Origin of the sequence: Acinetobacter sp. WU_MDCI_Abxb74 (assembly GCF_025513915.1) — a bacterium.
GTDB lineage: Bacteria > Pseudomonadota > Gammaproteobacteria > Pseudomonadales > Moraxellaceae > Acinetobacter > Acinetobacter calcoaceticus_C.
Genome location: NZ_JAHPRP010000006.1, coordinates 21,724 through 40,070 on the forward strand (window position 1 = coordinate 21,724; position 18,347 = coordinate 40,070).

Consider the following 18,347-nt stretch of genomic DNA (forward strand, 5'->3'; position numbering starts at 1 on the left):
ACCTTATTTAAAATTAATTAGAATTTAACCACATCGCCTTTTAAGGTAACACCCGCCATCATGGCACCTTTATAGCAATCATAAGTTGTCATACTTGTGGTTTCATTGGCTTTAAAATAGCTCACAATATTGGTAACGGCGTTTGCACCTTGTGCTTTAGCATTGTTTTGCATTTGGATGAGTGCTGAACGTAAAACCCAGTCACAAGACGTTGCAGCTGACTTACCAAAACCATTGGTTTTTTTATTGGTCACCGCATCTTTTTGAATGACTTTACCGCCAGACTTTGTACCATTTAAATAAAACTTTACTGAACCATCTAAAGTGCCATCTGCAACTGCACGGTCTACAGCTTCTTTAAAATTTAACTGATGTACTTCATCTCCAGCCTGAACAGTGGCAGTAAAACCCGCACTTAGCATTGCTACAAATAAAAGTTTTTTATTTAACATTGTTGTGTTCCTTATTGTTTAACACGTTTAAAAATAAGCGAAGTATTAATTCCGCCAAAAGCAAAGTTATTGCTCATAATAATGTCAGCATCCAGAGTTCTCGGCTGCTGAACGATATAATCCAGATCGCCGCACAGTGGATCGACTTCATCTAGATTTAAAGTTGGAATAAAACGGCCACGATTCATCATTTCAATGCTCAGCCAAGCTTCAATAGCCCCACACGCCCCTAGCGTATGTCCAAAGTAGCTTTTTAAAGAGCTGATCGGCTTGCGTCCTAAAACTGCTGCTGTCGCCTGACTTTCTGCTACATCGCCCTGATCAGTTGAGGTGCCATGCGCATTTACATAAGCAATGTCTTTAGCTTCTACAGATGCATCTTTAAGTGCCAATTGCATACAGCGCCCCATCATTTCTGACTCGGGGCGAGTGACATGTTGACCATCAGTATTGCTACCGTAGCCAATCACTTCTGCATAGATATGGACACCTCGAGCTTTGGCATGTTCGTATTCTTCTAAAATTAAACAGCCAGCCCCTTCACCAATTACCAATCCATCTCGCTTAGCATCAAATGGGCGTGGTGTTTTTTCTGGTTGGTCATTCATTCCACTGGTCGCGAACAATACATCAAAAACTGCAGCACCTGCTGCACTAAGCTCTTCTGCACCACCAGCAATCATGACCTGTTGTTTGCCATATTTAATGGCTTCATAGGCCTGCCCAATAGCCATCGAGCCAGAGGTACAGGCACTTGAGGTAGGTAACGTTAAGCCTTTTAGGCCAAAATATACGGTCATGTTCACCGCACTTGTATGGGCCATCATGCGGATATAGGTTGTTGCATTGATCTTACTCATGCTCTGATGAAGCAGCATGCTTGCAAACTCACCGACTGCTTCGACACTACCCGCAGAAGAACCAAATGCAACGCCAGTTTCCCCACTGTTCAAGATTTCGTGCCCAAGCAAACCTGCATTTTGCAAAGCAGTCTCGGCACAAACCACAGACATGAGCGCTACACGACCCATTCCCCGTGTAACTTTACGATTAAAATGCTTTGGCACATGAAAAGTTTCAACAGGTCCAGCAAGCTTGGTCCGAAGGTCAACATACTGTTCCCATTCCGGCATGTAACGAATCCCGCTTTTTGCAGCTTCAAATTGAGCAAAAATCTCATCTGAAGTTTCACCTAAAGAAGTAATCCCCGCCATTCCTGTCACGACAACGCGTTTCATCAGATAAGTCCCCCATTCACAGAGATAACCTGTCGGGTCACATAAGAAGCTTCATCTGAACACAAGAATTTCACCACGCTAGCAACTTCATCGACCTGTCCCATGCGTTGTAACGGAATCATTTTAAGTGCATGCTCTTTGACTTCATCTGTCACCATTTCCGTTTCAATCAGGCCGGGTGCTACACAGTTCACGGTAATTTTTCGCTTGGCCAATTCGAGTGCCAAGGCCTTGGTCGCACCAATCAACCCTGCTTTTGCAGCACTGTAGTTGACCTGACCACGATTGCCCATAATGCCAGAAACCGAAGATAGAGTGACGATACGGCCACCTTTACGCAAATGAATCATTGGCATAACTAATGGTTTTAATACGTTATAAAAACCATCTAAGGAAGTCGAAATAACTTCATCCCAGTCTTGATCTGTTAAAGCTGGGAAAGCACCATCATGGGTAAGACCAGCATTCAATACAACACCATAGAATGCACCGTGTTGCTCTACATCTTGTTCTAAAATTTGCTGAACCATCTGGCGTTCAGTTACATCAAACATTAAATAATGGCTATTTTGTCCTAACGCTTGAATCTCTTGTACAACTTGCTCAGCATCTGCCTGACGCGAACGTGCATGCACAGTTACATCAAAACCCGCCTTTGCCAGTTGTAAGGCAATCGCCTTTCCAATTCCTCGACTTGAACCCGTTACTAAAATTCGTCTTGTCACAATGTATTCCTAATTTTTGTGGTTATTCAAATGGTGTTTCTGTTGGCTCAAATACACTTAACGTTGCCTGAATGCAGTGTTCAGCATATTGAATTTCACAGGAAAATTGCCCAAGTCCTTCATGAAAATATTGTTGTTCTATTTGAATGATCAATCGTGAACCTAAAGCAAAATAAGGGATCGGTAAATTTAACTTACGTGTTCCCAATAAAAAACCGACTTTTGGCGCTTGTTTTGACTGTTGACCTTGCCAGCCTGAATAAGCGCTGATGGTTTGTGCCATAATTTCAATGCTTGCCCATGTCGGCAAACCTTCTGCTTCACAAAACATCAGCTCTGGCGTAATCGTGAGTTCTGCTTGCGCTCGCCCTTCTGTAACCTCGGTTAAATGGTCAATAAAGACCATCGGTTGCTCATGAGGAATATATTGAATTGCATCTAGTTTCATCAGGGCTTCACTCCAAAAACAAGACTAATATTACTTCCCCCAAAAGCGAAAGAATTACTCATCACATAGCGAATGGGTTGTTTTAACTCAGCTTCTTGCACATAGTTTTGATCAGCCAAATCCGGATCAACCTCAACATTTTGATGCAACGGCAACCAACTTTGATCTTTTAGAACTTGTTCACAAATAAAAGCTTCTATAGCGCCAGCTGCACCGAGGCAATGTCCAGTTTTGTGTTTGGTGCTACTTAATGCAACCAGATAATCACCAAAAACTTGTCGTACAGCCTTAATTTCCATTGCGTCATTTTGTGGAGTTGCTGTGCCGTGCAAATTCAGATAATCAATTTCTTGAGCTGAAATTTGAGCCATGTCTAGTGCACGTTGCATAGCTAATGCCGCACCTTTACCTTCAGGATGTGGAGCCGAAATGTGCCATGCATCCATCGACTCGCCCGCCCCCATTAACATGACAGGAGCAGAGGCTTTACTTAATACAAAAAATGCAGCAGCCTCACCAATATTAATACCATCACGTTTCACGCCGCAGGGTTGGCAAATATGGTCAGATAAACTTTCGAGGCTATTAAATCCATTTAGTGTTAACTGGCATAAGGTATCGACACCACCCACCAGAACAACATCGGCTAAATCTGCATGAAGTAAACGCTGCCCCGCAGCTAATGCTTTCGCGCTTGAAGAACAAGCAGTCGAAATAGTATATGCAGGCCCTTCCCATCCTAAATACTGCTGCAATGCTTTTGCTAAACAGCTCATTTCTTGTGGATAATGAGATATTGAAAGATCAGTTTTCCCTTGAAAATATTGCTTAAGTAATAATTCATTATCTGCAATACCAGAAGTAGATGTACCTACCACAATGGCCAAACGTTTATTTTCAAAGGATGTCGTATAGGCTTTTAACTCTGTTTCAATTTCAGATAATGCGGTCAATGCAAAACGTAGATTACGTGAATCTACAGATTGTAAAGCATCAGGTACATGCAAACATAATGGATGCGTATATTGTCCCACCAAAACATCACGATCAGCAATTAAATCATCTCGCAAACTTAAGGTTTGCTGTGGCTGTTGTAATGCCTGTTTGATTTGATTAAGTTCGCAACCTAATGCAGATAAACCGACACTGAATTGTATGCCTACTGCCATTGTGGCTGCATTTTCTGAAGGTAAATGTTTCATGGCGTAGGACTTTCTTCTGTCTGCAACGTATTTTCAATCGAACTCAGCGTCATGGTATAAGGGACTTGTTGATTAATCAATTCAATGCTTCCTTGCCCTTGTTTAAGCTGCAACACAGGCTGCTTTTCAATATAGACAACTTGCATGCCAGCTTGTTGTTTCATCTCTACGGCTTGCTGCCCTAAATGTGAAAATTGAGGGTATGTCGCAAATAAAAGATCGCGCACCACAAACTCAAAAGGCAATAAACGCATTTGATCAATACGTTGTTCAACATGAACACGATGCCCATCAAACTGTAACTTAAATAATTGTTGACCTGTCAGGCTCAAAGCCACCATATCCAGTACAGCACCCTTTTGCTGTTGGTATAACAAGAAGCTAAAACTTTGCTGCTTCCACTGAACTTCAACCTGATCTTGTCGTTGATAAGCTTGTGCCTGCCATAGTGGGCTTTGCAGCCCTTTGGCGTGTGGCATGACCTGACAACCATTTAAAAATAAAAAGCTACTGAGTAATATCGTTGCCCATTTGCGTTGCATGATTACCCCTCAAGTGCCTGTTCTTGTGCCAAGCCCTCACGACAATATTCTGCCAAAGTAGTCAGTCTACGTTTGGCATTTTTATGGATTGGATTTTTTTCATCCCACGCATAACCAGCCAGTAATGAAGAAATCATACGGCGAATGCCTTCATTCTGATTTTGCGAGAACACTACATCTTGAAATTCGCCTTCATACCATGACTCAACATAGGCACGAAACACCTGAATACCACGGCGTAATGGTTTTTCATATTCTTGCAACCAGTCTACCTGCTTACCTTGCAAGACACGCTCAACCAAAGGTATAGCCAAGCTAGAAGATTTTAAAGCGATCGTCACACCCGATGAAAAGACGGGATCGAGAAACTCACCGGCATTACCTAATAGCGCATAGTTGCGATCTGCCAAATGTTTTACATTTGCTGAATAGCCCACCAACGTTCGCACTGGTGTATCAAATCTTGCACGGCGCAAGACATGTGACAAGCTTGGTTCATCGGCCAAAATATGCTTAAACATTACCTCAGGTTCATTATCTTCAGCATTTTCGACTGTGTATTTGTCAAAAAAATCTTGTTCTGCAACGATGCCAAAAGAAGCACGCCCATCTGCAAATGGAATGAGCCAATACCATGCGCGATGATCTTTTTCATGTACGGTAATTAAAATTTTATTGCGATCAAACTCTGGGTCATCTGTAATTCCATCTTCAATATGGGTAAACAGTGCACGTCGTACCGGAAAGTTTGATGGACTCTCCAAATCTAAGAGCTTTGGCAAAATTCGTCCAAAACCACTCGCATCTAGCAAGAACTTGGTTTGAATCTGATAACTTTGTTGTTCTTCATCTAATACAGTAAGTACGGGCTGTTCAGATGCAACATCAACATCTAAGACTTCATGCCCGAAGCGTATGTCGGCACCATAAACTTGAGCCTGCTTTGCTAGCAAATTATCAAAATCGGCACGGCGAACCTGCCAAGTAGTCCCCGGTCCATCCGTAAATTTTTCTGTAAAGTTATAAAAACTGCGTTGTTTACCGCGTAAAAAAGCCGCGCCATTTTTAAATTGAAAAGCGTATTGATCAACATGTTCACGGACCGTTTCGAGTAAACCCGCCTCTTCTAAGAACGCCATAGATTGCGGTAACAATGATTCGCCAATCGAAAAACGAGGAAAATGCTGTTTTTCAATAACCGTAACGGTATAACCCTTTTTTCGAAGAAGTGCCGCAGCAGAACTACCTGATGGTCCAGCCCCAATAATAACGACGTCAATTTTTTCTATAGTGCTCATAGCACAACTTCCTTTTTAATTTATTCAAATTATGAATGGTCTTGTAAGTTCACAATGTGTTTTTTATCTGCTGGGGTTAACAAAGTCGCATAGATAAACGAGAAAATAACCCCGAATAAAACCGTTAAGCCAAAACAATGAATTGCGTAAGTATGGCTAAACGAAAGTAACCCAAAGCCAAGCAAGGTCGACATCATACATAAAAATAACGCCATTCCAACCACTTGCGGGTGATCATGTCCATGTCGGTAGAAAATTGCATAATCAACGCCGATCCCGATAATCAGGAAAGTCGCCATAATACTAAACAGATTAATCTCGACACCTAACCATGCCTGAACAGCAAAAGTGCTCAGTAATGCCAAGCTTACTGGCAGAACCAAAGGCACAATCGAACTTAGACCATAAATAAGCGCTAAACCAACAGCCAGCCCCATTAAGGCATAAATCAGAAGATGCTGAGCCTGCACTCGATGTTCGGCAAACATTTCCGACATTGCAGTAATCGGTTGCTGGAAATGTATGTGATCATTCTGAAGCTGCTTTAACACTTCAGGTTGTTTCACTCCTGTCACCATCACTAATCGTTCATTGGCTTGAGACTGTAAAAAAGCTAAAGGATGATCTTTAAATACAGCAAAATCTAATAACGGTTGTGTCGCCAGTTGCTGTTGCCACTGTAAAACATCAGTGATATTTAGCCCCATACTTTGCGCATATTGCTGCAAAGTTGCTTTTGGAATATTTCTTAATAGTTGTACATTCTTTTGTTGCTCTGCCAATGGTGGAATCCATTGTCCCAGAGCTTGAAATGCACTGATTTTCCCTTGTGACTGTAACTGTTGCAAATGTCCAATCAGTTGCTGCTCTTGTTGCTGCATTTCATTTGCAGAGGCTGCTCGTACTACAAAATAATCACTGCTTTGTTGCTGGCCAAATTGTTCACGAACAGCTTGATCCTGCTGTTTCAGACTCACATCCATCCCTTGTAAGTTACGGATATCATCGTTACTTTTGAGATAGAAAAGACTCACCGTACCCACTGCTAAAATGGCTGTAATCAGACCATAACGAATTTTGGCACGCTGTTGAAACCATAACCGTGCTTGCCCAATCCACGACAGTGCTTTTATTGCTGGCTGAGCATTAAGTGCAGGTAATCGTGGTAATAACAACACACTACTAATCCATGCCGCAGTTAATCCGACAATTGAAAAGACTGCAATCTGCTTGAACCCAGGAAATGGGGTAAAGCTCAAGAAAATGTAAGCAACCAATGTGGTCATTAAGCCCATAAACAAGCTTGGCAATAGTGGTTTTAAAATTTGAAAACCGCCAAGCTGTCTGTGCTGCGATTGCATCGCCATAAAATAAAATGAAAAATCGACACAAACACCAATTAGACTCGCACCAAACACCAATGTCATGAGGTGGATTTCACCAAACATCCAATGCGTGACCGCAAATGCAACAAAGCTTCCGGTTGAAACGGCAACAAACTCGGTAAATAGCGGACGCAGTGAACGAAAGCCAAACCAAACCAGAAAAATTAAGCCCAATGTAGAGCCAACACCAATGGTTGAGATTTCCTGTTTAGCTGATTGCGTCCCAAAATTTGAAAATAAAATAGTTCCAGTCCAATGAGAATTTAATCCCCTTGCAGCTAGCTTTTGCTTAGTTTGCTCAATCCAGTTCGATACCTGTTCTTGATAATCAATATTGTATGGGCTTTGCGTCAACTGTAATACGAAAAGCCGAGAGATACCTTGCTCATGATGGATGGTCGCAAAGCCCTGCTCCATTTCTATGTTTTGTTGTGACGGATTCGCCAACTGCATGGCATAACGAGGGAACAATAATAGCGGGTCTTGCTTAAGTGACTCAGCAGTGACAGGCATGCCTGGACTCATCATCTGCATCAGGCTTTGTTCAGTCAGTGCCTCGTAATCCAACTTTTGTAATAAGGCTTGATCTTGCGCACTCAACAAACCTGCTCGATGTTGATACAACTGTTTTGCAAATTGATCAAAATCAAGCTGTGGTTTGAGTGGCTGCCATAGCGCACTTTGCTTCGCTTGCGCTGTTAAAAAACTGGTAGCCTGTTGTATCGCAGCCTCATCTTTAGCATCTATAACAACAAATACTTTATTGTTAAGTTGCTCATTCATGTACTGCTGAGTATGTGCAAGTTCTGGGTCTTGCTGAACTTTAGGCAATAACGCAAAAATATTGGTTTGAATATGAATGTCTTTTTTCAGCCAAGTCACGCCTAATCCCACTGCAATGAGCAGCAGAGCAATTAACCAAATTGCAGTGAACTTATTTTGCCAGTTGGAAAATCGCATGCTCGGCAGCCGTTAGAGTCGTCGGTTGAGAAGTCTGGTGACTAAAGCGAATGGTCGTTAAGTTATTCGCTTTCTCGGTAATCACAATTTGGTTGACATACTGTTGACCTTGCGCATCAACACGCACAAACAGCTTTTTAAACAGGCTACTTTTTGGAGTTAAGCTCATACTCCAACCCGCTGGACTATAGTTCGCACTCACTACATTAAAGTTCTTCGCCAAGGCTTGTTCATTACCTGACATCAGCTGCAAAAATAAAGTCGCTACAGAGCTATAAGGTGATTGATCAACTTGTATTTGGCTAAATGTACGCTGAGTTTTCTGTACTAGTTTGGTTGGGGTGACGATCAAATCTGCTTGCACTGGGCGTTTGATTTGCCATGCCACGCCATAAGATTTTGCAAATAATAAAGACCCGTTCGACACAAAGGTCTTATTCAACGATGGCAGTTTTTTTTGCTGTTCGAAATCAGCACGAACCGTAGGAGACTGTGATAATTGCTGAAAAATTTTCGTAATGTGTGTTGGCGCTGCATAAACCGCACTTAAGCTGCTCATCCAAACAGCAGCACCTAAACCTAAAGTTTTGATGAATTGAGACATCACGCATTCCTCTTCGGTTGAAACTCAGACCATGCATTTAAACGATCAAACAAAACCTGCGGTGACTGGAAACACATTTCACGAGCTTCAATATTCACCGCTACTTGTGTGGTATAACCTTTGGTTAAGCGTTTCCCAGACTCAGCATCAAAAATCAAATAATCAATTTTTAAGCGGTTTTCCCATTCTTTTAAAATGGCGCGAACCCGAATCTTTTGTTCAAACTCAATCCCATATGCATAGCGAACATGGCTTTCAATCACAGGCCATGCATAGCCTGATTCTTTCATCTGCATATAGTTGTAATGAAATTGATCGAGCAATTTACAGCGCGCAATCTCAAAATACTTTAAATAATGACCATGCCAAACCACATTCATGGTATCGACATCATGAAATGGAATTTCAATGATTACATCTGCATGCATTGGCTCACCTTATCCCATAAATTCTGGTTGATTAAACAATTCAAGTTGGTCTAAACGATCAACAATCTGTTGTAATTCGGTTTGTAATGGTCGGTCTTCTTCAACAAATGCAAAACTTTGTAAGGTCCATTGCATAAATGCCTGCAATGTCGGACTGAGCTGTGCTGTTAAACCTTTTAAATGAATCGCCTGCACACTAGCGCAGCAAAGGGCTGCAATCACTTGATGTGTTAAGGTAATTACACGGCTCGCATCACGTGCAGCAATAGTTCCCATGCTGACTTTGTCTTGGTTATGACATTCGGTTGAGCGTGAAAAAATCGACGCTGCCAAAGTATTTTTCAAAGCTTCAGCAGTCCAAGCCGATACTCCAATTTGTACCGCTTTAAAACCATGATTCAGTGGTAAACGTTCAGTCGTTGCACCTGTTAAATTACGTGGTAAACCATGATTCATTTTATGATCGACTAGCTGTGCAATCTGTCTATCCATCAAGTCAGCAATATTGGCAATCATAATTTTTAAGCTGTCCATCGCCTGCGCAATGTGTCCACCGTAAAAATGCCCACCATGCAAGACGCGCATCCCCACTGGATCAATCAAGGGGTTGTCATTACTTGAGTTCAATTCATTTTCAATAAACTGACGCAACCATACTTTTGAATCTTCAAATACACCAATAATATGAGGCGCACAGCGCAACGAGTAACGATCTTGCAAACGTGGGCTTTGATGTTCTATTTGTACTTCGCTGTTCAACCAGTCTCGTAATTGCTTTGCAATTTGCTGCTGCCCCGGATGAGGTTTTTGTGCAAACAGTACTTCATCAAAATGGCTTGGATTACCTTCCAGTGCCAATACATTCAGAGCTGTAATCAAAGTACTTGCGAGTGCAATCTGTTCTGCTTTTTTATAGTTTAAACAAGCAATTGCCGTCATTACCGCTGTGCCGTTCATAAGCGCCAAACCTTCTTTCGGTCTGAGCGTTAATGTTTGCAAACCTTTTTCAGCATAGACTTGAGCAACAGGAACAATTTGTCCATCGACGTAGACATCACGCTCACCGACTAAAGTTCCAGCAATGTAAGACAACGGCGTTAAGTCACCACTTGCTCCCACTGAACCTTCAGATGGAATGACTGGAATCACATTTTCGTTGAGTAGCCAAACCAAGCGTTCAAGTAGTACTATCGATACACCCGAATAACCGCGAGCCAACGAACATAGGCGCGTCAAGACTACTGCACGTGCGGTAATCACATCCAGATTTTCACCTAAACCACAGCCATGAAAACGTGAAAGATGTAGCGGTAGTTCATTAACTTGATGTAATGGCACTTCAACCAAACACGAGTCACCATAACCCGTGGTTACACCGTAAATGACACCTTCTTCTTCAAGTAACTGATCGAGAAAATCAGCACCTTTTTGAATCAGTTCACGCCACTCAGATGTTTCAGGTAAAGCGACCTGACATTCGCCTCTTGCTACAGAAACAACATCTTCAATACTCAGTGGCTGTTCACCTACGGTTAACACACGCATGTTATTTCGTCCAAAAATTATAAAAATTAAACCATTGATAAGGAGCACGCAGACAATGCTGTTCTAGTACAGCAACATACGTTTTAGTTATGGTTTGCATACTTTCAATACGGTTAGCACGAGGTAAACTCACCTGCTCGGCAATTGAATGAATATGAACTTGAAACTGCTGTTGCACACGGTAGCAAAACACTGCAATAACAGGTACTTTCAGTAAATTTGCCAAGATCCATGCACCTTGAGGGAAGGATGCTGGCTCTCCTAAAAACTCAATCTGCTGTACACGGTCTGACTGCACTGGTACTCGATCTGCCGCCACAATAACCCACTCACCTTGCTGCATTTTATCTTGCAGCAACATTGCAGTTTCAATGCCCAGCTCATCGACTGATAAAAGACAGACATCTGCCTTATCATTTAATTTTTTCAAAAACTCATTAAATTTTGTCGCGTGCTTTTGGTAAACCAGCACATTAATTTTCTGCGGATGCTCTGACTTAATTGCTCGAAGCAACTCAATATTGCCAAAGTGAGAGACAATAATAAGGGCACCTTTTTGATAATGCTGTGAGAAGTTTTCATGTCCAAAAACTTCCAGATTTTGCTCAGAGATATGACCTAGCCAACCTTCAATCTTATCTAAAATACATTCACCAAATTGCATAAAATGCGCGTAGCTGTTTGTCCAATTGGGCTGGTGGCTAAACGGAGATTGTGTTCCGGAAAAATGATGCAGTTTTTGTAAATAAAGTAAGGAAGCTTGGCGTGCTGTGGCGGCAAATAGCCAATACCACATAATGACAAAGTACATCACCAACTTGCATAACCAACGCCCACCAAAACGATAAAACCACAACACGAGCATGAGGGGCAACATGCCTCCTCGCTCTTTAATATCGTTCCATTTTGGAGAAGCTGAATCAGTCATAATTAACCTTGCAGCTTTTGTTTTAGCAGCTTCGGCAAACGAATCAGCATGCCCATAAACAAGCTTGCGTGTGCTTTACTCAGGCCTAAGTTATCTCGCCAGACATGAAAATGGGAGATGCCCTGCTCTGGATAAACCACAGGTGTCGGCACATTAATAAATGGGGTATTTTCCCATTTTAAACGCACCAAAATTTCGCTATCAAAGCCCATACGTGGTTGGAACTTAGCGCTGTTCAAAACTTTAATGGTGCTCTCGAGTGGATACACTCTAAACCCACACATACTGTCTTTAATTTCAAAAGATAAACTATTAAGCCACACCCAGAAATGGGTGATGTAACGTCCGTACAACCGTTTTTTAGGAATAGATTCATCAAAGTACGGCTGACCAATCACCATGGCTTTGGGATGTTGCTGGGACTGTTCAATAAATTTAGGAATGTCATCCCAGTGGTGTTGCCCATCTGAATCAAGTTGTAAGGCATGGCTTAAACCCAATCGATGTACCGCACGCAATCCTGTAATCACAGCTTGCCCTTTGCCCTTATTCACTTCATGTTCAATTAAATGAATTTGGGAATATTGATCGGCCAATGCTCGTAAAATCTGGCTACAAGTATCATCACTTCCATCATTTACCAATACAATCGGCAAATGAAAACGATCTAGATAGGCAATCAAGTCAGCTAAATAATGAGGATGATTATAAACTGGGATAACAAAGCCATAGTTGGTCTGCATTTTTAACCCTCTACTTCCGTTTGCAAAGCGAATAATAAACGCCCAGAAGCCAAAATCTGTTCTGAATCGCGTAACTCAAAACTCACTTTATGCTCTTTTCGAGAAAGCTTAAGTTGCACAATTGCATAAGGACGGATCAGATTTTGAAATTTTAGCTGTTCATACCCCTGACACCAATTTAAGTCCGACCAAATTGACTTAGCAAAATATTGTAAAAAACCTATTTGCCCAACCCCAGGATAAATCGGTTGTGTTGAGAAATGCCCTTTAAAACAAGCTAACTCTGGTGGAAACTCAAGGCTCAAAATATGGTCATCTGAACTTTGAGACTGCGACAGTACGACTGGTTGTAACATAGGTTTAAATAGAGTTTTCAAATAGTTTTTGTTAAGTTTAGACTGCGAGTTTTGCGGCAACTGACTGAGGAAACGCCATTGACGAGGAATCGCTAAAGTTTCTAAGTGATCTTTTAATTGCTGTTTTAAATGGCCAACAAAAGCTGACTTACCTAGTTGCTGTAATTGTTCCCGAGCTTGTTCTTTTAAAACAACAATACAACCCAATATTTGACGATGCTCATGTTCAAGTACCAATACATGACATTGTTGCACTGCATCTAAAGCTTGAATGCTTTGCTCGATCGCATCTAGACTCAAACGCTTTTCTTCAAGTTTTACAATTCGATCTGTACGCCCCATCAGCTTAAATGTCTGACACTTTGCATCTGTCCATGCTGCACCATCACCTGTCGTAATCCAGTCATCCTCATAGGCATGATTACTCTTCACCATGAGTTGTTGGTCTTCAATACGAATAGCCACATTGCTAAAAGCAGTCCAAGCATCCTCATCTTGAGCACGATGGGCAATACCACCTGTTTCAGAACTTCCCAAAACTTCAATAATCGGACGATTTAATAAAGGACGAACACCACTTTCCAGTTTGCCACCCGAACTAAAGACCATCTGACAGTGTTGTAAAACCACATCGGTTGTCCAGCGTTTTAATAATGCAGGACTTGAGATCAAATAATTGCTTAAACCCAACGTTTCTAATTGTTTTTGAGCTTGTACCACATCTTCAGGGAATGCCATTTGAGGCACATAAAAACTTCGACCCACAGCAAGTGGTAGCAATAATTTAAACAGTAATCCATAAATATGCTGATGACTGACCGTTGCGATCGCAATTGCATTTTCATCGAAAGTAAAACTCTGACTTAATCCTTGAACTTCGTTAAGTAGTTGTCTGAGTGTTCTTGGGATTTTTTTAGGTTCGCCAGTTGAACCTGATGTATAAAAATAGAGTTGCGCTTGCTGTAAAAAAGCATCATCCAAAATTAAAGATAAAGGAACAACTTTTTCAACATCTTGACGCTTTAAAAAATAAATCTGCTGTGCTGCGAAATCTTGTTCTAATTCGCGTACTCGATTTGGTGGTAAAAGTACCTGTTTTTTCGCTAACAAAGCGGCAAAGAATAAAACCAGAAATTCATAGCTGTCTGCTTCCCATAGTGCCCAAGTTAAATTTTCCATTTGAGCAATTGCAGCAGCTTGCAAAGCAACATCCTGCCAAAATTGAGTAAAACTGGTCGAATGTAGAGCACTGTCTATACAAAGTGGCTGAACTGAATCGATGAATTTCTGAAAATGACAATGCATAATTTTTAATTAATGATTTGAAGAATGTAAACGCTGATGTCGCTTACGCAAAATAAATTCACCAACGAACAAAATACCCATCAGCACATAAGAAATAAAGCCATTATAAATGACCCAAACCTGCATTGAAGTAAAAAGCACAGTAGTCAAAGCAATCAATGCATTACAGAAAAAGAAAGCACACCAGACTTTAGTCACCTGTCTGGTCCACTGCACACCAGAAGGAGGTAAATCAGGTTCAACGAGTCGGGCAAAGCGCTCAATCATAGAAGGTGGTTTTATCAGTGTCAGTGCAAAAATAACCAATGCACCCAAATTCATACCGACTGGATATAACTTTAACCAAGCGTGATTATGTGACAGTAAGCTAAGACTGCCACAAACAATGGCAAAACCAGTTAAAGGCCATAATAACGAGTTGCCTTTACTAAAAAGTCTGACCACACCTAATCCGATGAGTAACACACTCACCCAAACAAATTGACCGTGCGTCAAACTCCAACCCACAATAAAGGGATACAACACAAAAAGTGCTGTAATCATCCCTTTAATCACGAGCTTCATTCAGCAGTCATATTCCGAATAACCGTCACAACATCCAGTACGGTTCGCACATTTTTAAAATCTTCAGGTTTTACTTGCTTACCAGTTAATTCTTTAATTTTTACAACTAAATCAACTGCATCAATACTGTCTACATCAAGATCTGAATATAAGTTTGAATCGAGTTGAACAGACTCCGGTTCAATTTCAAACAAATCTTCCATCCATTCGCGGAGTTTAGTTAATACTTGCTCTTGAGATAACATCATCACACTCCTTATGACTTCTGCTGTGCTTCAACTAAAGCAACTAAACTCTGGATTGATTTAAAATGCTGTTTGGTTTCATCCGACTCCGCATTTAAATGAATGTTGTAACGCTTTTTCAAAGCCAGTCCCAACTCCAGTGCATCAATCGAGTCTAATCCTAAACCTTCTCCAAATAATGGAGCTTCTGTATCAATATCTGCAATAGTAATATCTTCTAGTGCCAAAACATCAATAATCATTTGCTTTAGTTCATCAGCAAGATTGCTCATTTCACGATAACTCTTCATCAAAAATTTTATAAAAACTACGACTTAACTGACGAACTTGTTTAGGTCCTACTGTTAAATCATCTAACAAATCTGAAACTTGTACAGCATCGAGTACTTTCACTTCGATATGAAATGGTCGAGATGGTACGTGGTACCATTTTTCATTCTTGGTTAATGTCGATGGTGTACAGGTAATAACTACTGGGCGAATTGGTACATTTGCACGAATGGCAATGTTGGCTGCACCGCGCTGAAATTCGTTTAGGGTCATCCCTTTTTCAGTACGCGTTCCTTCCGGAAAAATTAAAAGAGAAGCCGCATTATTTTCTTTCAGACGCATCACACAGTCTTCAACAAATTGCTGAGAACCCGCGTTTAAAATATAACCCGCACTTTGTACAGGTCCTTTGGTAAATGGGTTCGACCAAAGAGACTGCTTCACCACACAATTAGCCTGCTGCATCATACCAATTAGTACTACAACATCAATCAAACTCGGATGATTGGCGATTACAAGCTCTTGGCGACTATTCTGTAGCTTTTCCAGACCTTCGACCGAGTAAGTCATGATGCCCAGTTTGACCATCATTTCGGTAAAGCCTTTAAAGCTATACTTAATCACATTCTGCGCACGCTGCTGACGCTTTTCAGAATCAGAGGTTGTGGCATTCAGCACAGGTGCAATGACTGTGGCAATTACCATACCGCCCAGACCGAAACTGGCAAAGCTAAAACCAGTTGCAGCTACACGCCAGCAATAATTACTTTTTTGCTTCAGATTTTTAAGATTTAGCATTTGTTCCACCCAAATGCAGATATTAACTGGTCAGTATCCTGCCAAAAATGAGCAAAACTAGGACCATCTGCTTCATCTGTATGCGTCCACGCAGTAATTTGTAAATTAGGTTGCTCTAGGGTAACGACCGCAGCCATCCCATAAGCAGGGAAATCGACTGCCTCAGCATAAATTTGGGGTAAAGGCTCATCATAGGCAACGACTAATACCCGCTCGATATCTTTCATTGACTTTAAAAGAGCATAGGCCTCAATCAAACTTTCAGTCCATGAGCAGCTTAAGCTGGTAGATGGCGTGTCATCTTGACATAAAATAGAATAAAGCCCAGAAATTGCATTATGAACAGACGTTGAAAATTGTGTGGGTGACGGGGTTTGCTCACTTAAAACGTCTTGCAAGATATTCAACGTTTTAGTCTCGTCACCATATCGTGATACCCAAACTATATAATCGACTTTACTACCATTTAATGCACCAAGCGCGCTATTCAAAGCAAGTTTAGCTAATGGCGATAACCGTCTACGTTGCATAGCTGGAATACGGTCAAGGGCTGTATATGAGGGCTGAGCATGTGTAAATGTAAGCTGAGCAAGATGTAATGTTACCATGCTAAAAGTGAACCCTAAGCAGCGTTATTCTGTCGAAATATAAATTATTTTATAAAGATGCTGATTATAGCATTCGTTATGAAATTTACAAAAAATTACGTTTATTATTCACACTTTTTCATAAATCTTGGCTCATGCTCATTTATTTGCAATAAAAAACCCAAAGAAGACTTTGGGTTTTTGAACTTTAAAAAGCTTAACGTTTAAACTTTTTCTCAGCTTTTTTGAATTTCTGTACATAACGACGTTTACGTGCCGCAACGCGCTCATCCACTTGTGACTTACGTCCTTCAAATGGGTTTTCCGACGTTTTAAAATCGACACGCACTGGCGTTCCTTCCAGTTTGTAAACTTTGCGGAACACATTCTCAAGGTAACGACGATAATCCGCTGGGGTTTTGTCTACTTTATTACCGTGAATTACGATCGTTGGTGGATTTTGTCCACCCATATGCGCATAACGCATTTTAATACGTTTACCCCCCACCATTGGCGGTTGATGTGCATCTGTAGCATCATTCAAAATTTGGGTTAATTTCGCAGGTGAAACTTTTAAATGTGATGAGTCATAAGCACGATGAATGGATGGGTACATTTCCCCTACACCAGTGCCATGCAATGCCGAGATTAAATGGACTTTCGCCCAAGGAATAAAGTCAAAACGGCGATCAACATCCAACTTACACTGTTTACGATCGTATTCGGTCATGTTGTCCCATTTGTTAATGGCGATCACCATGGCACGACCAGCTTCAAGTGCGTAACCAATCAAATGTAAATCTTGTTCGACCACGCCTTCACGAGCGTCCAACACCACCACAATCACATGTGCATCTTTAATGGCTTGTAGTGTTTTCACGATTGAGAATTTCTCAATCATTTCATCAACTTTACCTTTACGACGCACACCCGCTGTATCAATTAATGTGTACTGACGACCATCACGTTCAAATGGAATATAAATCGAATCACGCGTTGTGCCCGGTTGGTCAAATGCAACTACACGGTCTTCGCCTAGCAAACGATTGACCAAAGTCGATTTACCCACGTTTGGACGACCAATAATCGCTAAACGTAAGCCTGTTGCTTTGTCATGTTCTTCTGGATTTTCATCTTCAGGTACGTCTACCAAGACATCCTCAAGCATTTGCTGTACACCACGTCCATGGCTGGCAGCAACTTGTAAGGGTTCACCCATACCAAGTTTGTAGAACTCAACCAACGCAGCTTCTGCATGGACACCATCAACTTTATTGGCAACCAAGTAAACTTTTTTACCCAAAGTACGCAGTTCACGGGCAATTTGTTCGTCCGAAGCCAATAAGCCAGCACGCGCATCAACCACAAAAATAATGATATCTGCTTCATTGATCGCTGTTTTTGACTGCTCGGCCATGTAGTTATCAATACCGCCTTCATTTTCACCAATACCGCCAGTATCAACAACAATGAAAGACTTATTCTGATAAGTCGCATCACCATATTTACGGTCACGAGTCAGGCCCGCGAAGTCGGCTACAAGTGCATCACGACTCTTGGTAATCTGGTTAAATAACGTTGATTTTCCGACATTCGGACGACCAATGAGCGCAATAACGGGTTTCATACAATAACCTTAATTCAAGACCAGCCATATCTCATGGCATGAGCATTAGAAACAGTACAGGAGATATATTTTAAGGTCAGAGATGACCATAATAAAA

Annotated in this window: 20 protein-coding genes; all 20 read right to left on the bottom strand. The window is 41.3% G+C overall.

The genetic code is table 11. The features are described from left to right. Nucleotides 1–17: 17 nt before the first annotated feature. The gene (locus KTH84_RS11435) at nt 18–452 is read right to left on the bottom strand and encodes an excinuclease (protein WP_262473180.1); all 435 of its coding nucleotides are present in this window, start codon (nt 450–452) and stop codon (nt 18–20) included. Between the two features lie 11 nt (nt 453–463). Further along, complete coding sequence (locus KTH84_RS11440) at nt 464–1,690, bottom strand: beta-ketoacyl-ACP synthase (RefSeq protein WP_262473181.1); 1,227 nt, start codon at nt 1,688–1,690, stop codon at nt 464–466. Further along, nucleotides 1,690–2,415, bottom strand: coding sequence for a 3-ketoacyl-ACP reductase FabG2 (locus KTH84_RS11445; protein ID WP_262473182.1), 726 nt, complete (start codon nt 2,413–2,415; stop codon nt 1,690–1,692). Before KTH84_RS11445 ends, KTH84_RS11440 begins: the two co-directional genes overlap by 1 nt. A gap of 22 nt (nt 2,416–2,437) precedes the next feature. Then, nucleotides 2,438–2,863, bottom strand: a complete 426-nt coding sequence (locus tag KTH84_RS11450; protein ID WP_133975430.1) for a 3-hydroxylacyl-ACP dehydratase — start codon at nt 2,861–2,863, stop codon at nt 2,438–2,440. Then, nucleotides 2,863–4,065 (bottom strand): beta-ketoacyl-[acyl-carrier-protein] synthase family protein, encoded by a 1,203-nt coding sequence (locus KTH84_RS11455; RefSeq protein WP_262473183.1) that lies wholly within the window; start codon nt 4,063–4,065, stop codon nt 2,863–2,865. Before KTH84_RS11455 ends, KTH84_RS11450 begins: the two co-directional genes overlap by 1 nt. After that, nucleotides 4,062–4,607, bottom strand: coding sequence for a DUF3261 domain-containing protein (locus KTH84_RS11460; protein WP_092707340.1), 546 nt, complete (start codon nt 4,605–4,607; stop codon nt 4,062–4,064). Before KTH84_RS11460 ends, KTH84_RS11455 begins: the two co-directional genes overlap by 4 nt. Before the next feature lie 2 nt (nt 4,608–4,609). Further along, entirely contained in the window at nt 4,610–5,905 is a 1,296-nt protein-coding gene (locus tag KTH84_RS11465; protein ID WP_262473184.1) for an NAD(P)/FAD-dependent oxidoreductase, read from the bottom strand. A 29-nt stretch (nt 5,906–5,934) separates the two neighbouring features. After that, nucleotides 5,935–8,250 (bottom strand): MMPL family transporter, encoded by a 2,316-nt coding sequence (locus KTH84_RS11470; RefSeq protein WP_262473185.1) that lies wholly within the window; start codon nt 8,248–8,250, stop codon nt 5,935–5,937. Beyond that, nucleotides 8,225–8,854 (bottom strand): LolA family protein, encoded by a 630-nt coding sequence (locus KTH84_RS11475; RefSeq protein ID WP_262473186.1) that lies wholly within the window; start codon nt 8,852–8,854, stop codon nt 8,225–8,227. Before KTH84_RS11475 ends, KTH84_RS11470 begins: the two co-directional genes overlap by 26 nt. Further along, nucleotides 8,854–9,282 carry an acyl-CoA thioesterase gene (locus KTH84_RS11480; RefSeq protein ID WP_000542808.1) on the bottom strand — a complete coding sequence of 143 codons (429 nt, stop codon included), beginning with the start codon at nt 9,280–9,282 and terminating at the stop codon, nt 8,854–8,856. Before KTH84_RS11480 ends, KTH84_RS11475 begins: the two co-directional genes overlap by 1 nt. A 9-nt stretch (nt 9,283–9,291) precedes the next feature. Next, nucleotides 9,292–10,827, bottom strand: coding sequence for a histidine ammonia-lyase (gene hutH, locus KTH84_RS11485; protein ID WP_262473187.1), 1,536 nt, complete (start codon nt 10,825–10,827; stop codon nt 9,292–9,294). Nucleotide 10,828: 1 nt separating this feature from the next. Next, on the bottom strand, nt 10,829–11,755 hold the full coding sequence (locus KTH84_RS11490; protein WP_262473188.1) for an acyltransferase: 927 nt from the start codon (nt 11,753–11,755) through the stop codon (nt 10,829–10,831). A gap of 2 nt (nt 11,756–11,757) precedes the next feature. After that, nucleotides 11,758–12,498 (bottom strand): glycosyltransferase family 2 protein, encoded by a 741-nt coding sequence (locus KTH84_RS11495; RefSeq protein WP_262473189.1) that lies wholly within the window; start codon nt 12,496–12,498, stop codon nt 11,758–11,760. A gap of 2 nt (nt 12,499–12,500) precedes the next feature. Then, nucleotides 12,501–14,159 carry an AMP-binding protein gene (locus tag KTH84_RS11500; protein ID WP_262473190.1) on the bottom strand — a complete coding sequence of 553 codons (1,659 nt, stop codon included), beginning with the start codon at nt 14,157–14,159 and terminating at the stop codon, nt 12,501–12,503. A gap of 9 nt (nt 14,160–14,168) precedes the next feature. Beyond that, complete coding sequence (locus KTH84_RS11505) at nt 14,169–14,723, bottom strand: Clp protease (RefSeq protein WP_262473191.1); 555 nt, start codon at nt 14,721–14,723, stop codon at nt 14,169–14,171. Beyond that, on the bottom strand, nt 14,720–14,974 hold the full coding sequence (locus tag KTH84_RS11510) for an acyl carrier protein (RefSeq protein ID WP_080592314.1): 255 nt from the start codon (nt 14,972–14,974) through the stop codon (nt 14,720–14,722). Before KTH84_RS11510 ends, KTH84_RS11505 begins: the two co-directional genes overlap by 4 nt. Before the next feature lie 5 nt (nt 14,975–14,979). Then, nucleotides 14,980–15,240 (bottom strand): phosphopantetheine-binding protein, encoded by a 261-nt coding sequence (locus tag KTH84_RS11515; RefSeq protein ID WP_000067033.1) that lies wholly within the window; start codon nt 15,238–15,240, stop codon nt 14,980–14,982. A gap of 1 nt (nt 15,241) precedes the next feature. Next, on the bottom strand, nt 15,242–16,045 hold the full coding sequence (locus KTH84_RS11520) for a lysophospholipid acyltransferase family protein (RefSeq protein WP_133975446.1): 804 nt from the start codon (nt 16,043–16,045) through the stop codon (nt 15,242–15,244). Further along, nucleotides 16,030–16,644: a beta-ketoacyl synthase chain length factor gene (locus tag KTH84_RS11525; RefSeq protein WP_262473192.1), complete on the bottom strand. Its 615-nt coding sequence runs from the start codon at nt 16,642–16,644 to the stop codon at nt 16,030–16,032. The genes KTH84_RS11520 and KTH84_RS11525 overlap by 16 nt, the downstream gene beginning before the upstream one ends. A gap of 196 nt (nt 16,645–16,840) precedes the next feature. After that, nucleotides 16,841–18,250, bottom strand: a complete 1,410-nt coding sequence (gene der, locus KTH84_RS11530; protein ID WP_042894826.1) for a ribosome biogenesis GTPase Der — start codon at nt 18,248–18,250, stop codon at nt 16,841–16,843. Between the last annotated feature and the right edge of the window lie 97 nt (nt 18,251–18,347).